This is a genomic window from Rhizobium oryzicola, from assembly GCF_030504645.1.
GTDB lineage: Bacteria > Pseudomonadota > Alphaproteobacteria > Rhizobiales > Rhizobiaceae > Neorhizobium > Neorhizobium oryzicola.
On record NZ_JAUKWQ010000008.1, the window covers coordinates 136,397 to 150,263 of the forward strand.

At 59.7% G+C, this 13,867-nt stretch carries 13 protein-coding genes; 7 read left to right on the forward strand and 6 right to left on the reverse strand.

Annotated features, from left to right (window positions below; all coding sequences use genetic code 11):
• Nucleotides 1-5: 5 nt before the first annotated feature.
• Nucleotides 6-1,151 (forward strand): amidohydrolase, encoded by a 1,146-nt coding sequence (locus Q2T52_RS20490; protein ID WP_302078763.1) that lies wholly within the window; start codon nucleotides 6-8, stop codon nucleotides 1,149-1,151.
• Between the two features lie 9 nt (nucleotides 1,152-1,160).
• Here Q2T52_RS20490 and Q2T52_RS20495 read toward each other — a convergent pair whose 3' ends face one another.
• On the reverse strand, nucleotides 1,161-2,558 hold the full coding sequence (locus Q2T52_RS20495) for a DUF2778 domain-containing protein (RefSeq protein ID WP_302078708.1): 1,398 nt from the start codon (nucleotides 2,556-2,558) through the stop codon (nucleotides 1,161-1,163).
• Between the two features lie 380 nt (nucleotides 2,559-2,938).
• Nucleotides 2,939-4,165: a YeeE/YedE family protein gene (locus Q2T52_RS20500; RefSeq protein ID WP_302078709.1), complete on the reverse strand. Its 1,227-nt coding sequence runs from the start codon at nucleotides 4,163-4,165 to the stop codon at nucleotides 2,939-2,941.
• A 181-nt stretch (nucleotides 4,166-4,346) separates the two neighbouring features.
• Between Q2T52_RS20500 and pncA the strand changes: the two genes are divergently transcribed.
• The 3 genes from pncA to Q2T52_RS20515 all read left to right on the forward strand — a co-directional run bounded on the left by pncA (nucleotide 4,347) and on the right by Q2T52_RS20515 (nucleotide 6,080).
• Nucleotides 4,347-4,973, forward strand: coding sequence for a bifunctional nicotinamidase/pyrazinamidase (gene pncA / locus Q2T52_RS20505; protein ID WP_302078710.1), 627 nt, complete (start codon nucleotides 4,347-4,349; stop codon nucleotides 4,971-4,973).
• Nucleotides 4,974-5,076: 103 nt separating this feature from the next.
• Complete coding sequence (locus Q2T52_RS20510) at nucleotides 5,077-5,775, forward strand: AzlC family ABC transporter permease (protein ID WP_302078711.1); 699 nt, start codon at nucleotides 5,077-5,079, stop codon at nucleotides 5,773-5,775.
• 2 nt (nucleotides 5,776-5,777) lie between these two features.
• Entirely contained in the window at nucleotides 5,778-6,080 is a 303-nt protein-coding gene (locus Q2T52_RS20515; protein WP_302078712.1) for an AzlD family protein, read from the forward strand.
• A gap of 3 nt (nucleotides 6,081-6,083) precedes the next feature.
• On the opposite strand, the gene Q2T52_RS20520 is transcribed toward Q2T52_RS20515, so the two are convergent.
• The 3 genes from Q2T52_RS20520 to Q2T52_RS20530 form a co-directional block, all read right to left on the reverse strand.
• The gene (locus tag Q2T52_RS20520) at nucleotides 6,084-7,913 is read right to left on the reverse strand and encodes an aminopeptidase P family protein (RefSeq protein ID WP_302078713.1); all 1,830 of its coding nucleotides are present in this window, start codon (nucleotides 7,911-7,913) and stop codon (nucleotides 6,084-6,086) included.
• A gap of 80 nt (nucleotides 7,914-7,993) precedes the next feature.
• A complete protein-coding gene (locus tag Q2T52_RS20525) occupies nucleotides 7,994-8,878 on the reverse strand; it encodes a 50S ribosomal protein L11 methyltransferase (protein ID WP_302078714.1) in 885 nt (294 codons plus the stop codon).
• Between the two features lie 70 nt (nucleotides 8,879-8,948).
• On the reverse strand, nucleotides 8,949-9,548 hold the full coding sequence (locus Q2T52_RS20530) for an SCO family protein (protein ID WP_302078715.1): 600 nt from the start codon (nucleotides 9,546-9,548) through the stop codon (nucleotides 8,949-8,951).
• A 332-nt stretch (nucleotides 9,549-9,880) separates the two neighbouring features.
• Here Q2T52_RS20530 and Q2T52_RS20535 point away from each other — a divergent pair, with 332 nt between their 5' ends.
• Nucleotides 9,881-11,836 (forward strand): methyl-accepting chemotaxis protein, encoded by a 1,956-nt coding sequence (locus Q2T52_RS20535; protein WP_302078717.1) that lies wholly within the window; start codon nucleotides 9,881-9,883, stop codon nucleotides 11,834-11,836.
• Nucleotides 11,837-11,838: 2 nt separating this feature from the next.
• Nucleotides 11,839-12,303, forward strand: coding sequence for a chemotaxis protein CheW (locus Q2T52_RS20540; protein WP_302078718.1), 465 nt, complete (start codon nucleotides 11,839-11,841; stop codon nucleotides 12,301-12,303).
• Between the two features lie 82 nt (nucleotides 12,304-12,385).
• Here the strand turns inward: Q2T52_RS20540 and Q2T52_RS20545 are convergent, their stop codons facing one another.
• Nucleotides 12,386-12,901, reverse strand: coding sequence for a CreA family protein (locus Q2T52_RS20545; protein WP_302078719.1), 516 nt, complete (start codon nucleotides 12,899-12,901; stop codon nucleotides 12,386-12,388).
• A gap of 292 nt (nucleotides 12,902-13,193) precedes the next feature.
• Between Q2T52_RS20545 and Q2T52_RS20550 the strand changes: the two genes are divergently transcribed.
• Complete coding sequence (locus Q2T52_RS20550; RefSeq protein WP_302078764.1) at nucleotides 13,194-13,721, forward strand: GNAT family N-acetyltransferase; 528 nt, start codon at nucleotides 13,194-13,196, stop codon at nucleotides 13,719-13,721.
• The last annotated feature ends 146 nt before the right edge of the window (nucleotides 13,722-13,867 follow it).

Sequence of the window (13,867 nt, forward strand, 5' to 3'; positions counted from 1 at the left end):
CTCGGATGCCCATGACCGAAAGCGACCTCTCCGACATCACCCTCTGGCGGCGCAAGCTGCATCAGATGCCGGAAGTGTCGGGCGAAGAGCATGACACGGCGGCTGAAGTGGTGCGGTTTCTGCAAACGACCGCACCGGATGATATCGTAACGGGCCTTGGCGGTACCGGCGTTGCCGCCGTTTTCGAAAGCGAGACGCCGGGGCCGACCGTCCTCATCCGCGCCGAACTGGACGCGCTGCCGATTGCGGAAATCTCCGACCTGCCGCATCGCTCGCGGATCGAAGGCAAAGGCCATATGTGCGGCCATGACGGCCACATGGCCACACTCGTCGCCGTTGCGAAGGCGCTTCAGAAGGAGCGCCCCAAAAGCGGTCGCGTTATCCTGCTGTTCCAGCCGGCGGAGGAAAATGGTGCGGGCGCTGCCGCCGTGCTGGCGGACCCGGCCTTTGAGCGACTGACGCCGGACTATGCCTTTTCGCTGCACAATATGCCGGGCCTGCCGCTCGGGTTCAGCTGGATGAAATCTGGTCCTGCCAATTGCGCATCCTGCGGCTTGAAGATTTCGCTGACCGGCAAGACGGCGCATGCCTCCCTGCCGGAAAGCGGCATATCCCCCGCACCCGCTCTTGCCGAGCTCATTCCAGCGCTGACCGGTCTGCGGTCTGGCAGCATCGAAAACGGGGATCTGATTCTCGCCACGATCACGCACGTCACCTTGGGCGAGGCCGCCTTCGGCATCGCGCCGGGTGCGGGCGAACTCTGGGTAACGCTGCGAACGGTGACGGATAGCTCAATGAGCGCGCTCCGCGCTAAGGCGGAAGAACTGGCCCGCACATCGGCGGCACGTCACGGCCTCTCAGTCAGCTTTTCCTATCACGACGAGTTCCGCCATTGCTGGAACGATGAGGAAGCGACAGCCCTGATTCAGCAGGCTTTGGATCAGGAAAGCCTGCCCCATGAGGCAGGCCAGATTTTTAGGGCATCGGAGGATTTTGGCCGCTTCGGCGACGTCGCAAAGTCGGCCATGTTCTTTCTGGGCGCAGGAGAAAACCACCCTGCCCTGCACAATCCGGATTACGATTTTCCGGATGTCTTGATCCCGATCGGATCAAGGGTCTTCCTGCGGCTCGTCAGGAACGTGCTTGGCTGAGGAAGATCCTCAGCCATCCCGCTTCAGGTAGTCGACGAGCGTGCGGCGCGGACCGTTATCGGATGCGCTTTCGGCATTGCGGCTGCCACCATCGCTCTTGACGGAAATGGCCGGGATACGACCGTCATGGCGAGCAACGATGACCATATGGGTGATTTCGCCGCGCTGGAAGGCTTTCAGGAAGCGCGGGTAATCGGCAAAAGCCACACAACCATGGGAATCGCCGCGATTGCGCAACAGGAAGCTGTGCGCCAGAAGACCGGTGCGGCCCTGCGGCGCGCGACCATCAACCGGCGTCAGGCGAATTGCAGCCACGCCATGGAAAAGCGATTCGCGCATGGAAAGCTTGTAGGTGCCGGGTGGGGTCGGTCCGCGCATCTTCACATGCGTGAACTTCGGGTTGTCGCGCATTTCGCCAATGCCGGAATGCGCCTCCATCTTTTCACCGTTCGGCATATGCACGACGCCGGCGGAAATATCATAGACCGCAATCCTGGTGCCGCCATTGCCGCGATCTGGCCACGGCACGCTACGCGCGGTGCTCTTGATCGGGTTTTCAGGACGCGCGAATGCAAGTGCCGTCGGCTTTTCGTCTTCCTCGTCGTCCTCATCCTTCGCGGCAACCGGCGGCTTGGCCACCTGGGTCGGCTTTGCAGGCTGCGCCCGCTCGGCAGAAGGCGCGATCGCCATCGCGAGCGCATTGGCAGGCGGACGACGGATCGGCAACGGCCCCGCCATCGGCAGGCCTTCATCTTCGGCCTGGCCAAGCGCCTGCTTCACGGCAGCTTCGGCTGGTGTTTCCAAGGCCGCAACTTGCACGCCATCATCAGCAGCGTCGTCAGCGTCATCCTGATCGTTCCAGGCCATCTGGGTCGCAGGTGCGACCAGAACCGTATCATTGAGCGCAGCGGACAGGGTTGACTTCAATTGCTCTGTGGCAGGGCGCTTTGCGGCGAGCGCTGCAAAAAGTTCCGTCTGCTTCGCCAGCTCCGCTTCCTGAAGCGCGTTGGCAACATTGCTCTTCACTTCGTCCACATGCGGACGGCTGGCGGCGAGCTGTGCGAACTGGGCCCCCTCAAGGCGACCGCTCTTATTATCAGGGCCGCCAGAAATGCGCTGAAACTTGTTCACGCGGATCAGGCGGTCGGCTTGGGAAGTGGAAGCAAGTAGATGCGGCTTCTGTATTTGCGTCACCACGCCGAGGCGCGCCTGCAGCGACATGGGCGCTGCCTGATTGGGCGCCATCGTCTGCACTGTCGCAAAAGCGCCGATCATCCAGGCACCGACGGCAAAGCCTGCGCCCAAAACGGCGGAAACAGTAAATATCGGGGCCTTGCGGGAGATTGCATTACCGTTTCGGCGGGAACGCGATGGGACGGACATGCCCGTCGAAAATGCCAATGCCATGATACGCGCTACCCTTTACCCGTTAACCCGACCCAACGTCGCTGGCAAAGCAACGCCGGCCTGTACACGAACTCCAAAGCCAAGCCGACCGATGAGCGGTCGCATGGCAAAACATGCTCCGGGTAAGAATGCCTAAATATGGTAACCAATTTCTTTACGATGTCCCCGCCTAATGCAAGTCTTGCTCAGCTAAGGGCGCTTGAGCCTTGCAAAACCACATTAATTCCGTTTGCCACGGGAACCCTTGCGATGGATCAAGCCCGCAGGGCGTGGCGCACGGGTGGCATTATTAACACATCTTGCCAGAAATTTAACTGAAATGTGGCGCAGCGACGGCAGATAGAAATTCTGCCGTCGGGAACAACTTTAAAGGAGTCTCTTCAGCCGTCGATGCGGCGGATTACGCTACGTTCGAAGAAGAACCAGGGGCGCAGCTTTACACCGATCACATTTCCGGCAAATGCTGCCACCGCCCAGAGGTAACCATGCAGGCTGCCCGAGGCGATCCCGGAGAAATAAGCGCCAATATTGCAGCCATAAGCAATGCGGGCGCCATAGCCGAGCAGCAAGCCGCCGACCACAGCCGCCAGCACGGACCGCAACGGAATGTCGAAAGACGGTGCGAAGCGTCCGGCGAGCGCGGCAGCTAACATGGCGCCGGCAATGATACCGAAATCCATGACCGAGGTTACATCGGCAAACACGCTTTGCGCCAACGCCTTGGCGTTGGCCGGCGTCTGCCAATAGGCCCACTGGGCAGGATCGATACCAATCACTTGCGCACCTTTGGCGCCCCACAATGCGAAGGCAGATGTGATGCCCCAGGGACGCCCGGCAATTGCCAGGGTCGCAAAGTTCAGGATGACCAGCGCCACGGCACCGGCCACCAGCGGCCACGGCCCGCGCAAATAGCGCTCGAGCCCGTGGCGGCGCGATTCCGGCTCCTGTTCCAGCACGCCATAGCGGCGCTTCTCCACATAGACAGTCAATGCGGCAATAGCCGCAAAAATAACCAGAGAAACGGCAATGCCACCAAACGCACCGAAGGTCTGAAACAGTGCCGTCGGCGGCAGCGATGGGAGGCTGACCCACCAGTTGAAATGGATGGTACCCAGCAGAGAGCCCACAATGAAGAAGAACAAGGTCACGAGCATGCGCGCATTGCCTCCACCGGCGGTAAACAGCGTGCCGGAGGCGCAGCCGCCGCCGAGCTGCATGCCAATACCGAACATGAAGGCGCCGGCAAGCACACCGACGCCAGCAGGCGAAATGTTGCCGCGCACTTCATGGCCAAACAAGGTGCCAGTTGCGAGCGGCGGGAAGAACAGGATGACGGCAAGCGCCAGCAGGAACATCTGCACGCGAAGCCCCCGCCCCCTGCCTTCCGAGATGAAAACGCGCCAGGCAGACGTAAAGCCGAAGGCAGCGTGGTAAAGCGAGATACCGAGGCCGCCGCCGATCAGAAAGAGAGCGCCCTGTGCCGGCCCATAGACGGCACCGAGCGCGAGGGTGCCGACCACGAGAACGATCAGAGCTCCAAGCCCTGGAACGCCCAAGGGCGGCAGACTGGAGCGTTGGGGCTCCTCTGCAGTTTGCGCAATAGACATGAAAAATCTCCTTGAAGTAGCAAGGATTTATGTCACGTCACGATCAACGGCGAGAAATGACTTTCCAACCTTGGCGCTCGGAATAGATTTCTGTTCCCTTCCTATTGTTCGGCGCTTGTATCCGCTGCTGCCACTTGGCATGCTTTATATGTTGAAGAAGCACATTGAGGAGTAAGCAGCGATGAAGGCATTGCTTTTGATCGACATTCAAAACGGCTTTTGCCCCGGCGGCAATCTGCCGGTGCCGGATGGCGATGCCATCGTGCCGATCGCCAATGCCCTGATCGAAAATGGCAGCTATGACGTCATCGTCGCCTCGCAGGACTGGCACCCTGCAAACCACGGCAGCTTTGCCTCCCAGCATCCGGGGTCCAAGCCGTTTGACATGGGCACCCTGTCTGGTCAGCCGCAGGTGCTTTGGCCGGATCATTGCGTGCAGGGTACGCCCGACGCCGATTTCCATCCGGACCTGAACACGGATGCAATAGATTACATCCAGCAGAAGGGGGAGAACCCCGCCGTCGATAGTTACTCGGCTTTCCGAGACAATGACCAGGCCGCCATAACCGGCCTTGCGGGGTATTTGCGTGCGCAGCAGGTGACGGAGCTGGATATCTGTGGGCTAGCGACGGATTATTGCGTCAAGTTTTCCGCGCTCGATGCTGTCTCCATGCTGCCGGGCGTCAAGGTTTGCTTCATCGAGGATGCCAGCCGCGGCATCGATCCGGCCGGTGTTCGCGCCGCGATCGAGGAAATGCGCGCAAGCGGCATTGCGATCGTCAAATCGTCACAGATACTCGCCGACTGAACCTCTTTCAAAAATTTCAATAGATCTATCAGCTTAACGCGATTGTGCGCGGATCGTTTGCAGCTTATCACACGCGCACATCAAGAAATATCAGGATAGCCTCATGAACCGGACGGATATCTGGCAAGGCGCCCGGACGGGTGCTGTCGTTGCCTTTTCCACACTGCCCTTCGGTCTGCTGTTCGGCGCAGTGGCAGTCGATGGTGGCGTGACCCCTCTGGAGGCGACAATCATGAGCGCTACCATTTTCGGCGGTGCGAGCCAATTGGTCGGCGTTCAACTCTTCGGCCATCACGTGCCGGCCTGGCTGGTAGTGCTCTCGGTGTTTGCGGTGAACTTCCGCCACATCCTCTATTCCGCAGCCATGGCGCCGCATGTGCAGGACTATACGCTTGGTCAGCGTCTGCTCGCCTTCTTCTTCCTGACCGACCCGCAATTTGCCGAGAGCGTGAAACGCTCGGAAGAGACAGGCCGCGTCTCACCCATCTGGTACCTCTCGATGGCCTTTGTCATCTATGTCGTGTGGGTTGCGGGGTCCGCGCTCGGCGCGGTCTTCGGCAAGCTGATCACCGATCCGAAGGCGATTGCCATGGATGTGCTGCTACCGGTCTATTTCCTTGGTCTCGTCCTTGGCTTCCGCCGCCGGGCGAACTTCCTGCCCGTCGTGGCGGTCAGCGCGGCAGCCTCGATCCTTGCCATGCACACGGTCGGCTCGCCCTGGCATGTCAGCATCGGCGCGATCGCCGGGATCATCGTTGCGGCACTCCTGCCGGAGCCCAAAGGCACGAAGGCGGAGAGCTGACCATGACGACGGACCTGCGCACGCTTCTGATCATTCTCGCAGCGGCCCTTGCGACTTATGCCACGCGTATCGGCGGCTATGTGATGATCACACGGATGAAGACGATACCGCCTCGGCTGGAGCGCGCCTTGAATGCCGTGCCCGGTGCTGTGCTGGCAACGCTGGTGGCACCGGCCTTCTTTGATGGCGGCTGGGATGTGAAGGCGGCGCTGATCGTCGCGCTGCTGGTGGGCCTGCGCCATGCAGGCTTTGGCCTGATCATTGCCGGATGGGGAACAGCCGTCCTCATCCGGCATTTCGCTTGATCATCAGACGGGCTGGGTTGCCTGCTGCAGCCAGCTCAGCACCTCAGGCTTACTGATGAGCGGCGAGAGCTTCTCGCGCACCGTCGCATGGTAAGCGTTCAGCCAGTCGCGCTCTTCCGTCGTCAGCAGATCGACAAGAATAAGGCGGCGGTCGATCGGGCACCAAGTCAGCGTCTCAAAGCTCATCATCAGATGATCGCCGCCCTCGACCGGTTCGAGATCGCGCACAAAGATGAGGTTCTCGATACGGATGCCGAAGGAACCGGGACGATAATAGCCGGGTTCGTTGGACAGGATCATGCCGGGCAGCAGCTCCTGCGTCGAAAGCCGTGCGATGCGCTGCGGACCTTCGTGGACAGAGAGATACGAACCGACGCCGTGGCCGGTGCCATGTGCGTAATCGCCGCCCGCCTTCCAAAGCGCGATACGTGCCAGCGGATCGAGATCGCAACCGCGGGAGCCCTTGGGAAAGCGCGCCGTGGAAATGCCAATCATGCCCTTCAGAACCAGCGTGAAGAAGCGCTTCTGCTCCTCCGGCACCGCGCCGATGGCAACCGTGCGGGTAATATCCGTGGTGCCGTTGACGTATTGCGCACCGGAATCGATCAGGAACATCTCGCCGCCATTGATCGGGCGGTCCGAGGCAGTTGTCACGCGGTAGTGCATGATGGCGGCATGTTCGCCGGCACCGGAGATCGTATCGAAGGAAACATCCTTCAACGGATTCTGCAGGCTTTCGCCGACGCGGGCACGGCATGCCTCCAGCGCCTTGACGGCCGCAATCTCGGTCAGCGAGCCCGGCTGCTGGCTGTCCAGCCAGTGGAGGAACTCCACCATCGCAACGCCATCCTGCACATGCGCCTTGGCGGAGCCATCAAGCTCGACCTTATTCTTGACGGCACGCGGCAGGCGTGCAGGATCGACGGCATCAACCGCAACACCGCCGGCAACGGCAATCGCCGTTGTCAGAGCCAACGAAACGGAATCAGGGTCGACGAGAATTTTCGCTCCATCGGCCGCCAGCGCACCGATGGCGGCAAGCAGCTCGGACGGCTCACGGCGTTTCGCCAGCGCATCCAGATGCGCAGCCGCCTCCCCGGCCACCTTGCGGGAATCGATGAACAGCTCCGCCTTGCCGCTCGCCGTGATGATGGCACGCGCCAGCGGATGCGGCGTATGCGGCACGTCCGAACCACGGATATTGAAGATCCAGGCGACGGAGGACGGATCGTTGATCAGGGCCGCTGCCGCACCCTTCTGCTCGACCAGCTTGGCGATGGTCCCAATCTTCTCAAGCGCCGACTCGCCTGCGTGGCTTTCAAGCTGCACGACGACCGGTCCGAGCGGCTCCGCCGGACGGTCCGTCCAGATCGCATCGAGAGGGTTCGCACCCAAAAGCACCAGCTCGCCGCCAACTTCCGCCAACGCCTTTTCCAGGCGCTTCACTTCCGTGCCAGCATGCAGCCAGGGATCGATGCCCAGGCGGAAACCCTTTGGCGCATTCTTGGGCAGCCACAAATGCACCGGATCGCCGACAAGATCGCCTGGTGTAAAGACCTTGAGATCGACCTGCTCCACCAGCTGCGTCGTATAGCGGCCATCGACAAAAATGACGGCCACGTCGCGAGCGATCAACGCGATGCCTGCCGAGCCCGTAAAGCCCGTCACCCAGGCAAGGCGCTCGGCGGAAGCCGGCACATATTCGCCCTGATACTCATCCGCGCGCGGAACCAGAAAGCCGTCTATCCCAAGTGTATCAAAACTTGCCCGAAGGGCTGACACACGCTGGGCGGCAAGCTCCGGCGAGGATTTCGTGTCGAAGGACTGGAACATGGGATCTGCTTTCACTGGACGTGCGATTCACTCTCGGAGGCCGGATGTTAGCCAATTCAGCCTAAGGCACAATGATAGAGTCAGAGAAGTTCTGACCGCAGGTGGATCGTCACCCAGCCATTGCGCCAGATCGTGCGGACATGGGCGAGGCCCGCGCCATTATAGGCGGCAATCACCTTCCAGCGCTGGCTGGCCAGAATACCTGACAGGATAACATTGCCGCCGGAAGAGAGGTGCTGCACCAGCTGCGGCGCCATCTTGATCAGCGGGCGCGCCAGAATATTGGCAATGATGAGGTCGAAAGGTCCGTGCTTGGCAAAGGCCGCAGAGTGGAAGCCCGGCGCGGTTTCCAAAGCAATACCCGTGGCAATACCGTTGAGACGCACGTTGTCCGCCGCAACGCGCGTCGCAACCGGATCGATATCAGTTGCCAGAACCGGGATCTTGCGCAGCTTGCGCACGGCAATAGCAAGCACGCCACTCCCAGTTCCAAGATCGAGTGCATTGCGCGGCTCGTAGCGGCGCACGACGCGATCGATCACTTCAAGGCAGCCAGCTGTCGTGCCGTGGTGACCCGTTCCAAAAGCCTGACCGGCATCGATCTCGATCGACAGATCGCCAGGTCGCGCCTTGTCGCGGTCGTGCGAACCATGCACCAGAAAGCGACCTGCCCGAACCGGCTTCAACCCCTCCAGGGACTTGGCAATCCAGTCGATATCGGGAAGCACTTCGCGCTCGATCGGGAGATGAGAAAAACTTTCCGCCAGGGCGGCCTTGATGCGCTCGAAGAGTTCAGCCTCTTCATCAAGCATCATATAAACGGAGGCTTCCCATCGATCGGCCTTCTCGTCCACCTCGGTCGTGCCCAAGGCGTAGTCCTCCTCCATGAAGCAATCGGAGAGGATGTCGAGGATCTCTTCCGCCTGCCTTTCGGTAGCGGTGACGTAGAGGCGAAGTTCGGCCAAGGCTCAGGGCTTTCTCATGAATGATGTTGTGGGCCGACCAATGCCATGAACGGCCCTCGCCTTCAACCGCTTACCCTTTGGTCAGGTTCTCCAGCTTCTTCACAGCCGTCTCCGGGTTTTCGCCGTAGGCAATGGTGCCGGCAAAGCGGCCACCTTTGTTCAGCAGAAACACGGAGGCTGTGTGGTCCATGGTGTAATCACCGTTGGGATCTTTCTCATCGACCGGCACCTTGCGGGCATAGACCCGAAAACCCTTGATGACGTCCCCCACCTTATCCGGTGCGCCGGATATGCCAATCACGCGATCCGTAACGTTGGAGATATATTGACCCAGGATCTGCGGCGTATCGCGCTCGGGATCAACGGTGACGAAATAGGCGTTGAACTTCGTGCCATCCGGATCGACCTTGTGCAACCACCCGTTCAGTTCGAACAACGTTGTCGGGCAGACTTCGGGGCAATGAGTAAAGCCGAAGAAGAGTGCCGTCGGCTTCTGCTGGAAAGCCTTTTCGGTGATCGATTGACCGTTTTGGGCCACCAGCTGGAAGGGAACGCCGTAAGGCCCTTCCGCAATGTCCTGCTTGCTACGGGTAACCTCATAGGTCAACCAACCCAGCACACCGGCCAGAACGATAACGGCACCCCACAGAACGGTTCGGATCGTTTTCATCAGCTTAACACTCCAGCATCACGATGGCTCAATACGCCGGAAAGAAGCACCAATCAATTCAACAGAGTGTGGGAACGGGCCGGTGCGCTCTTATGCCTCCCCACTCAGTCAGAACCTTCAAGACTATTGGAAAGACATGAGAAGGGGCCGATATTCACCAGTAAAAACTAACAGTAACTAAGTGCAATTCCACACAAAACAGGATTAGTGAATGTTTAAGCTCTGTTTGCGACAGTGCGCATTACAAACAGGCGTATCCGCCATCATAAGGAATGCAGTCAAGAATCCGCACAGTTGATCCCCCGCGCTGAAAAGCAGGAGCCATCCGTTTCATGAAAAGCAACAGCTTGACCAAGACCATCACGGTAAAACAGCGACTGATGACGCTGGGCGTCGCAGCCTTCATGGGCATCGGCACGATGGTTGCTGTGGGCTGGTATGAGCAGGTGCAGGTCGAAGCCGGTCTCAAGGAAGCCAACAGCTTTGGCGACAAGGTGGAGGTGATCAATACGCTGCGCGTGGATGCGCTGGAACTGGATCTCGCGGCGATGGATACCATCGTCGATAAGGACGAGGGTTCAGTGACACCCGAACGGCTGAAGATCTTTGCCGAAACCAGCAAGGGCCTGGCGGAAGGTGTGCCGGGCGTGGTTGACCTGGCCAAGCTCGTCAACAAGCCGGAGCTGGCGTCTACCTTTGCGGCGGATGTGGCAACGCTGTCGAAATTGGTGACGAGCGACCTTAGAAGTCTTGTCGAGAAGAAAGCGGACGAAGAAGCCTTCCATGCAATCGACGACGTCATCGACCGGGCAGCAGACAAAGTAACCGGAACGTTGGCTGAGTTGGCCAAACTCGGCGGCGACCTCACAGAGCAGAAAATCAACGAGACGAACGCGCTGACGCAACAATCCGTCTACGTACAGTTCGGCTTTGGGCTGTTGGCCATGACTGTCATCGCACTTTTGCAGCGTGTTCATGCTGGAGCGATCCGACGTGGTCTGTCGAATATCATTGAAAGCATGAACCGCATTGTCGGTGGCGATTATCACACCACGGTTTCGGGGACCGAAAGTTCCGACGAGATCGGCGAGATGGCAAGGGCTACCGACGTTTTTCGCAAAGCCGGCCTGGAAAAGCAGGAACTTGAGGCACGCAGCCACGAGGATCGCCGCCAGAGTGAACGCGAACGCCTGGAGCGCGATACCGCACAGCGCACCGATGCGGAAGCCATTCGCGCCGCCGTCGATGCGCTGGCAAGCTCCTTGACGCGCTTGACGGACGGCGACCTTTCTACCCGCATCGAACGCCCCTTCCGTGAAGACCTAGAGCCCGTTCGCGCGGACTTCAATCGCCTGACCGACAAGCTGCGCGAGATGATGGCGCAGATTTCCGGCAACTCCTCGTCGATCCAGGCCAATGCCCAGCAGATGCGTTCAGCCGCCGATGACCTTGCCAAGCGGACCGAACAACAGGCAGCCGCACTGGAAGAGACATCCGCATCGCTGGAACAGATCACCCGCACCGTGCAGACCTCAACGCAGCGCGCCGAAGGCGCCAGCACGATGGTCAACAACACCAAGCAGTTTGCCGAGAAGTCAACCAAAGTGGTCGCCGACGCCATGTCGGCCATGGAGCGGATCGAGCAGGCGAATGGCGAAATCGGCAAGATCATCAATGTCGTCGATGAGATCGCCTTCCAGACCAATCTTCTGGCTTTGAATGCGGGTGTCGAAGCGGCACGTGCCGGTGAAGCAGGCAAGGGTTTTGCCGTCGTTGCCCAGGAAGTGCGCGAACTGGCCGGGCGCGCTGCAGGCGCCGCAAAGGATATCAAGTCGCTCGTTTCCCGCTCCACGCACGAAGTCCAGACCGGCGTGGACCTGGTGCGCGCAACGGGCGAAGCCCTGCACCATATCGGCGATGACGTCATGCGCATCAACGACGATGTAGGCGCAATCGTCACGTCGGCCCGCGAGCAGTTCGTCGGCCTGTCAGAGATCAATTCCGCCATCTCCCAGATGGATCAAACCACCCAAAAGAATGCTGCGATGGTAGAGGAAACCAATGCCTCCAGCCACGCACTAGCCAGCGATGCTGAAAATCTGGCTCGACTGATGAGCCAGTTCAGAATCGAAGGTTCGACACCGCGTGCTGTGGAGGCATCCACCGCCCCTTCTCAGCCGCGTCCTTCTCCCGCCCGCAATCTGATCAACAAGGTTGCGAGCGCCATGACCAGCCAACCCGCAAGGAAAGTTGCGGGTGCATCCAGTGACAAATGGGAAGAGTTCTGAAAATGAGCAACGCAATTAAGCAGTCCGGCGCCTATCTCGAGATCGTGTCCTTCCATCTCGGCGATCAGGAGTTCTGCATCGACATCATGGCCATCCGCGAAATCCGCGGTTGGGCGCCTGTCACACCCATGCCGCACACCCCGCCTTACGTACTGGGTCTTATCAACCTGCGCGGCGCGGTGATCCCGGTTATCGACATGGCCTGCCGCCTCGGCATGAACATGACCCAGCCGTCAGAGCGCTCCGCGATCATCGTCACGGATATTGCCGGCAAGCTGGTCGGTCTTCTGGTGGAACAGGTTTCCGACATGATGACCATCAAGAGCGAAGATCTGCAGCCGGCACCGGAAATCATTCCGGAAGCCCAGCGCGCCTTCTGCCGCGGCATTGTCGCCCTGGAGAAGACCATGGTCTGCTTCCTGAACCTTGACACCGTCATCGCAGACGAGCTGGCTCAGGCCGCTTGATCGACTGAACGGACGCAATCCCCATTGTCATTGCCCCGGTCTCGCGACCGGGGTTTCTGGCGTTTGGCCAATGCGCCTGCAATCAGCGAGGCTGCCCCTTGGTCCAGGTTACCTTCTGATTGAACAGAGGCACGGTGGAGATCGCCATCTTGGCGGAGCCATCCTTGATCTGGCGCGTATGCACCAGATAAATCAGCGTATTGTTCGTCTTGTCGTAGATGCGGTTGACCACCATCTGCTTCCAGATCAGCGACATTCCCTGCTTGAACACCTCCTCGCCATCCTTCGAGAGATCGATGTCGCCAATTTCGATTTCGCCAGTCTGGCGGCAGGCGATGGAGTTGTTGGAGGGATCCTCGAACCAGTTGCCGTTCTTCAAACGGTCCAGAACGCCGCGATCGAAATAGGTGACATGGCAGGTCACACCCTTCACCTTCGGATCGTTGACCGCTTCCACGACGATGTCATTGCCCATCCAGTCGACGCCGACCTTGCCCACCACCTCGGCCCGTACAGCGACCGGGCCAACGGAGGCCAGACTGGCGGCAACCGCGGCAATGCCTGCGGCGTGTTTCAATGATCGCAGAATGGCAAACATCAATGGTGCTCCCTCAAGTGAATGTGAAGCGTGCGGCTTCGCACGAAGACATAAGAATTGACCGGCACCTTACAAGACATGACCGCCACTGCATTGACGGCGCGCAAACCTCACGGCATTCTCCGGCCATGACCAAATTCGCAATGCATATGACCACGGTGCTCACCATCCGCCCGGCAGGGCGTGTGGACGGCGTGGCGCGTTAAGCTCCGGTCATCCCCGCAACCCTGCCAAACGCGAGGCAGGGGAACAGACATATCCTCTGCTTCGGCACATCGAAGAGAGAGCTATGATGAACGACAATCCACCTGCCTCAAACCAGATAGCTGCCAAAAACTGGATCATCCGCGCCAGTTGCCCATCAGATGCGGCAGCCATTACGACGTTGGTCAATCTGCCCGGCTTTCGCTGGGGCACGCTCCGGCTGCCATACCAGAGCATCGAGGAGACTTCGCGGCGGTGGACATCCGGTCCATCCGCCACGACAGGACTGGTTGCGGAACACGATGGCGCCATCATCGGTGAAGTTGGGCTGACACGCCTTCAAGGCAGGCGCTCACACGCCGGATCGATCGGCATGGGTGTCCATGATGACTACACCGGACAAGGCGTCGGGACGGCGCTCCTAGCTGCCGCTCTTGATCTCGCCGATAACTGGCTGAACCTTCGGCGTATTGAACTCACCGTCTACACCGACAACGACGCCGCGATCGGCCTCTACAAAAAATTCGGCTTCAAGGTGGAGGGGACGCTACGGGACTTTGCCTTCCGCGATGGCGAGTATGTCGATGCCTATACGATGGCGCGGATGAGGAGTTGAGCCTCTCCACAACACCATTTGCACTCTACAGCGCGCTGCGCTTTCGAGTGATAGTGACGGATCAATTCCTTCAGACGCGCATCTATCGATGGGGGAAGAACGCCCCTCCCCAACCCCTCCCCACAAGGGGGGAGGGCCTTAACCCG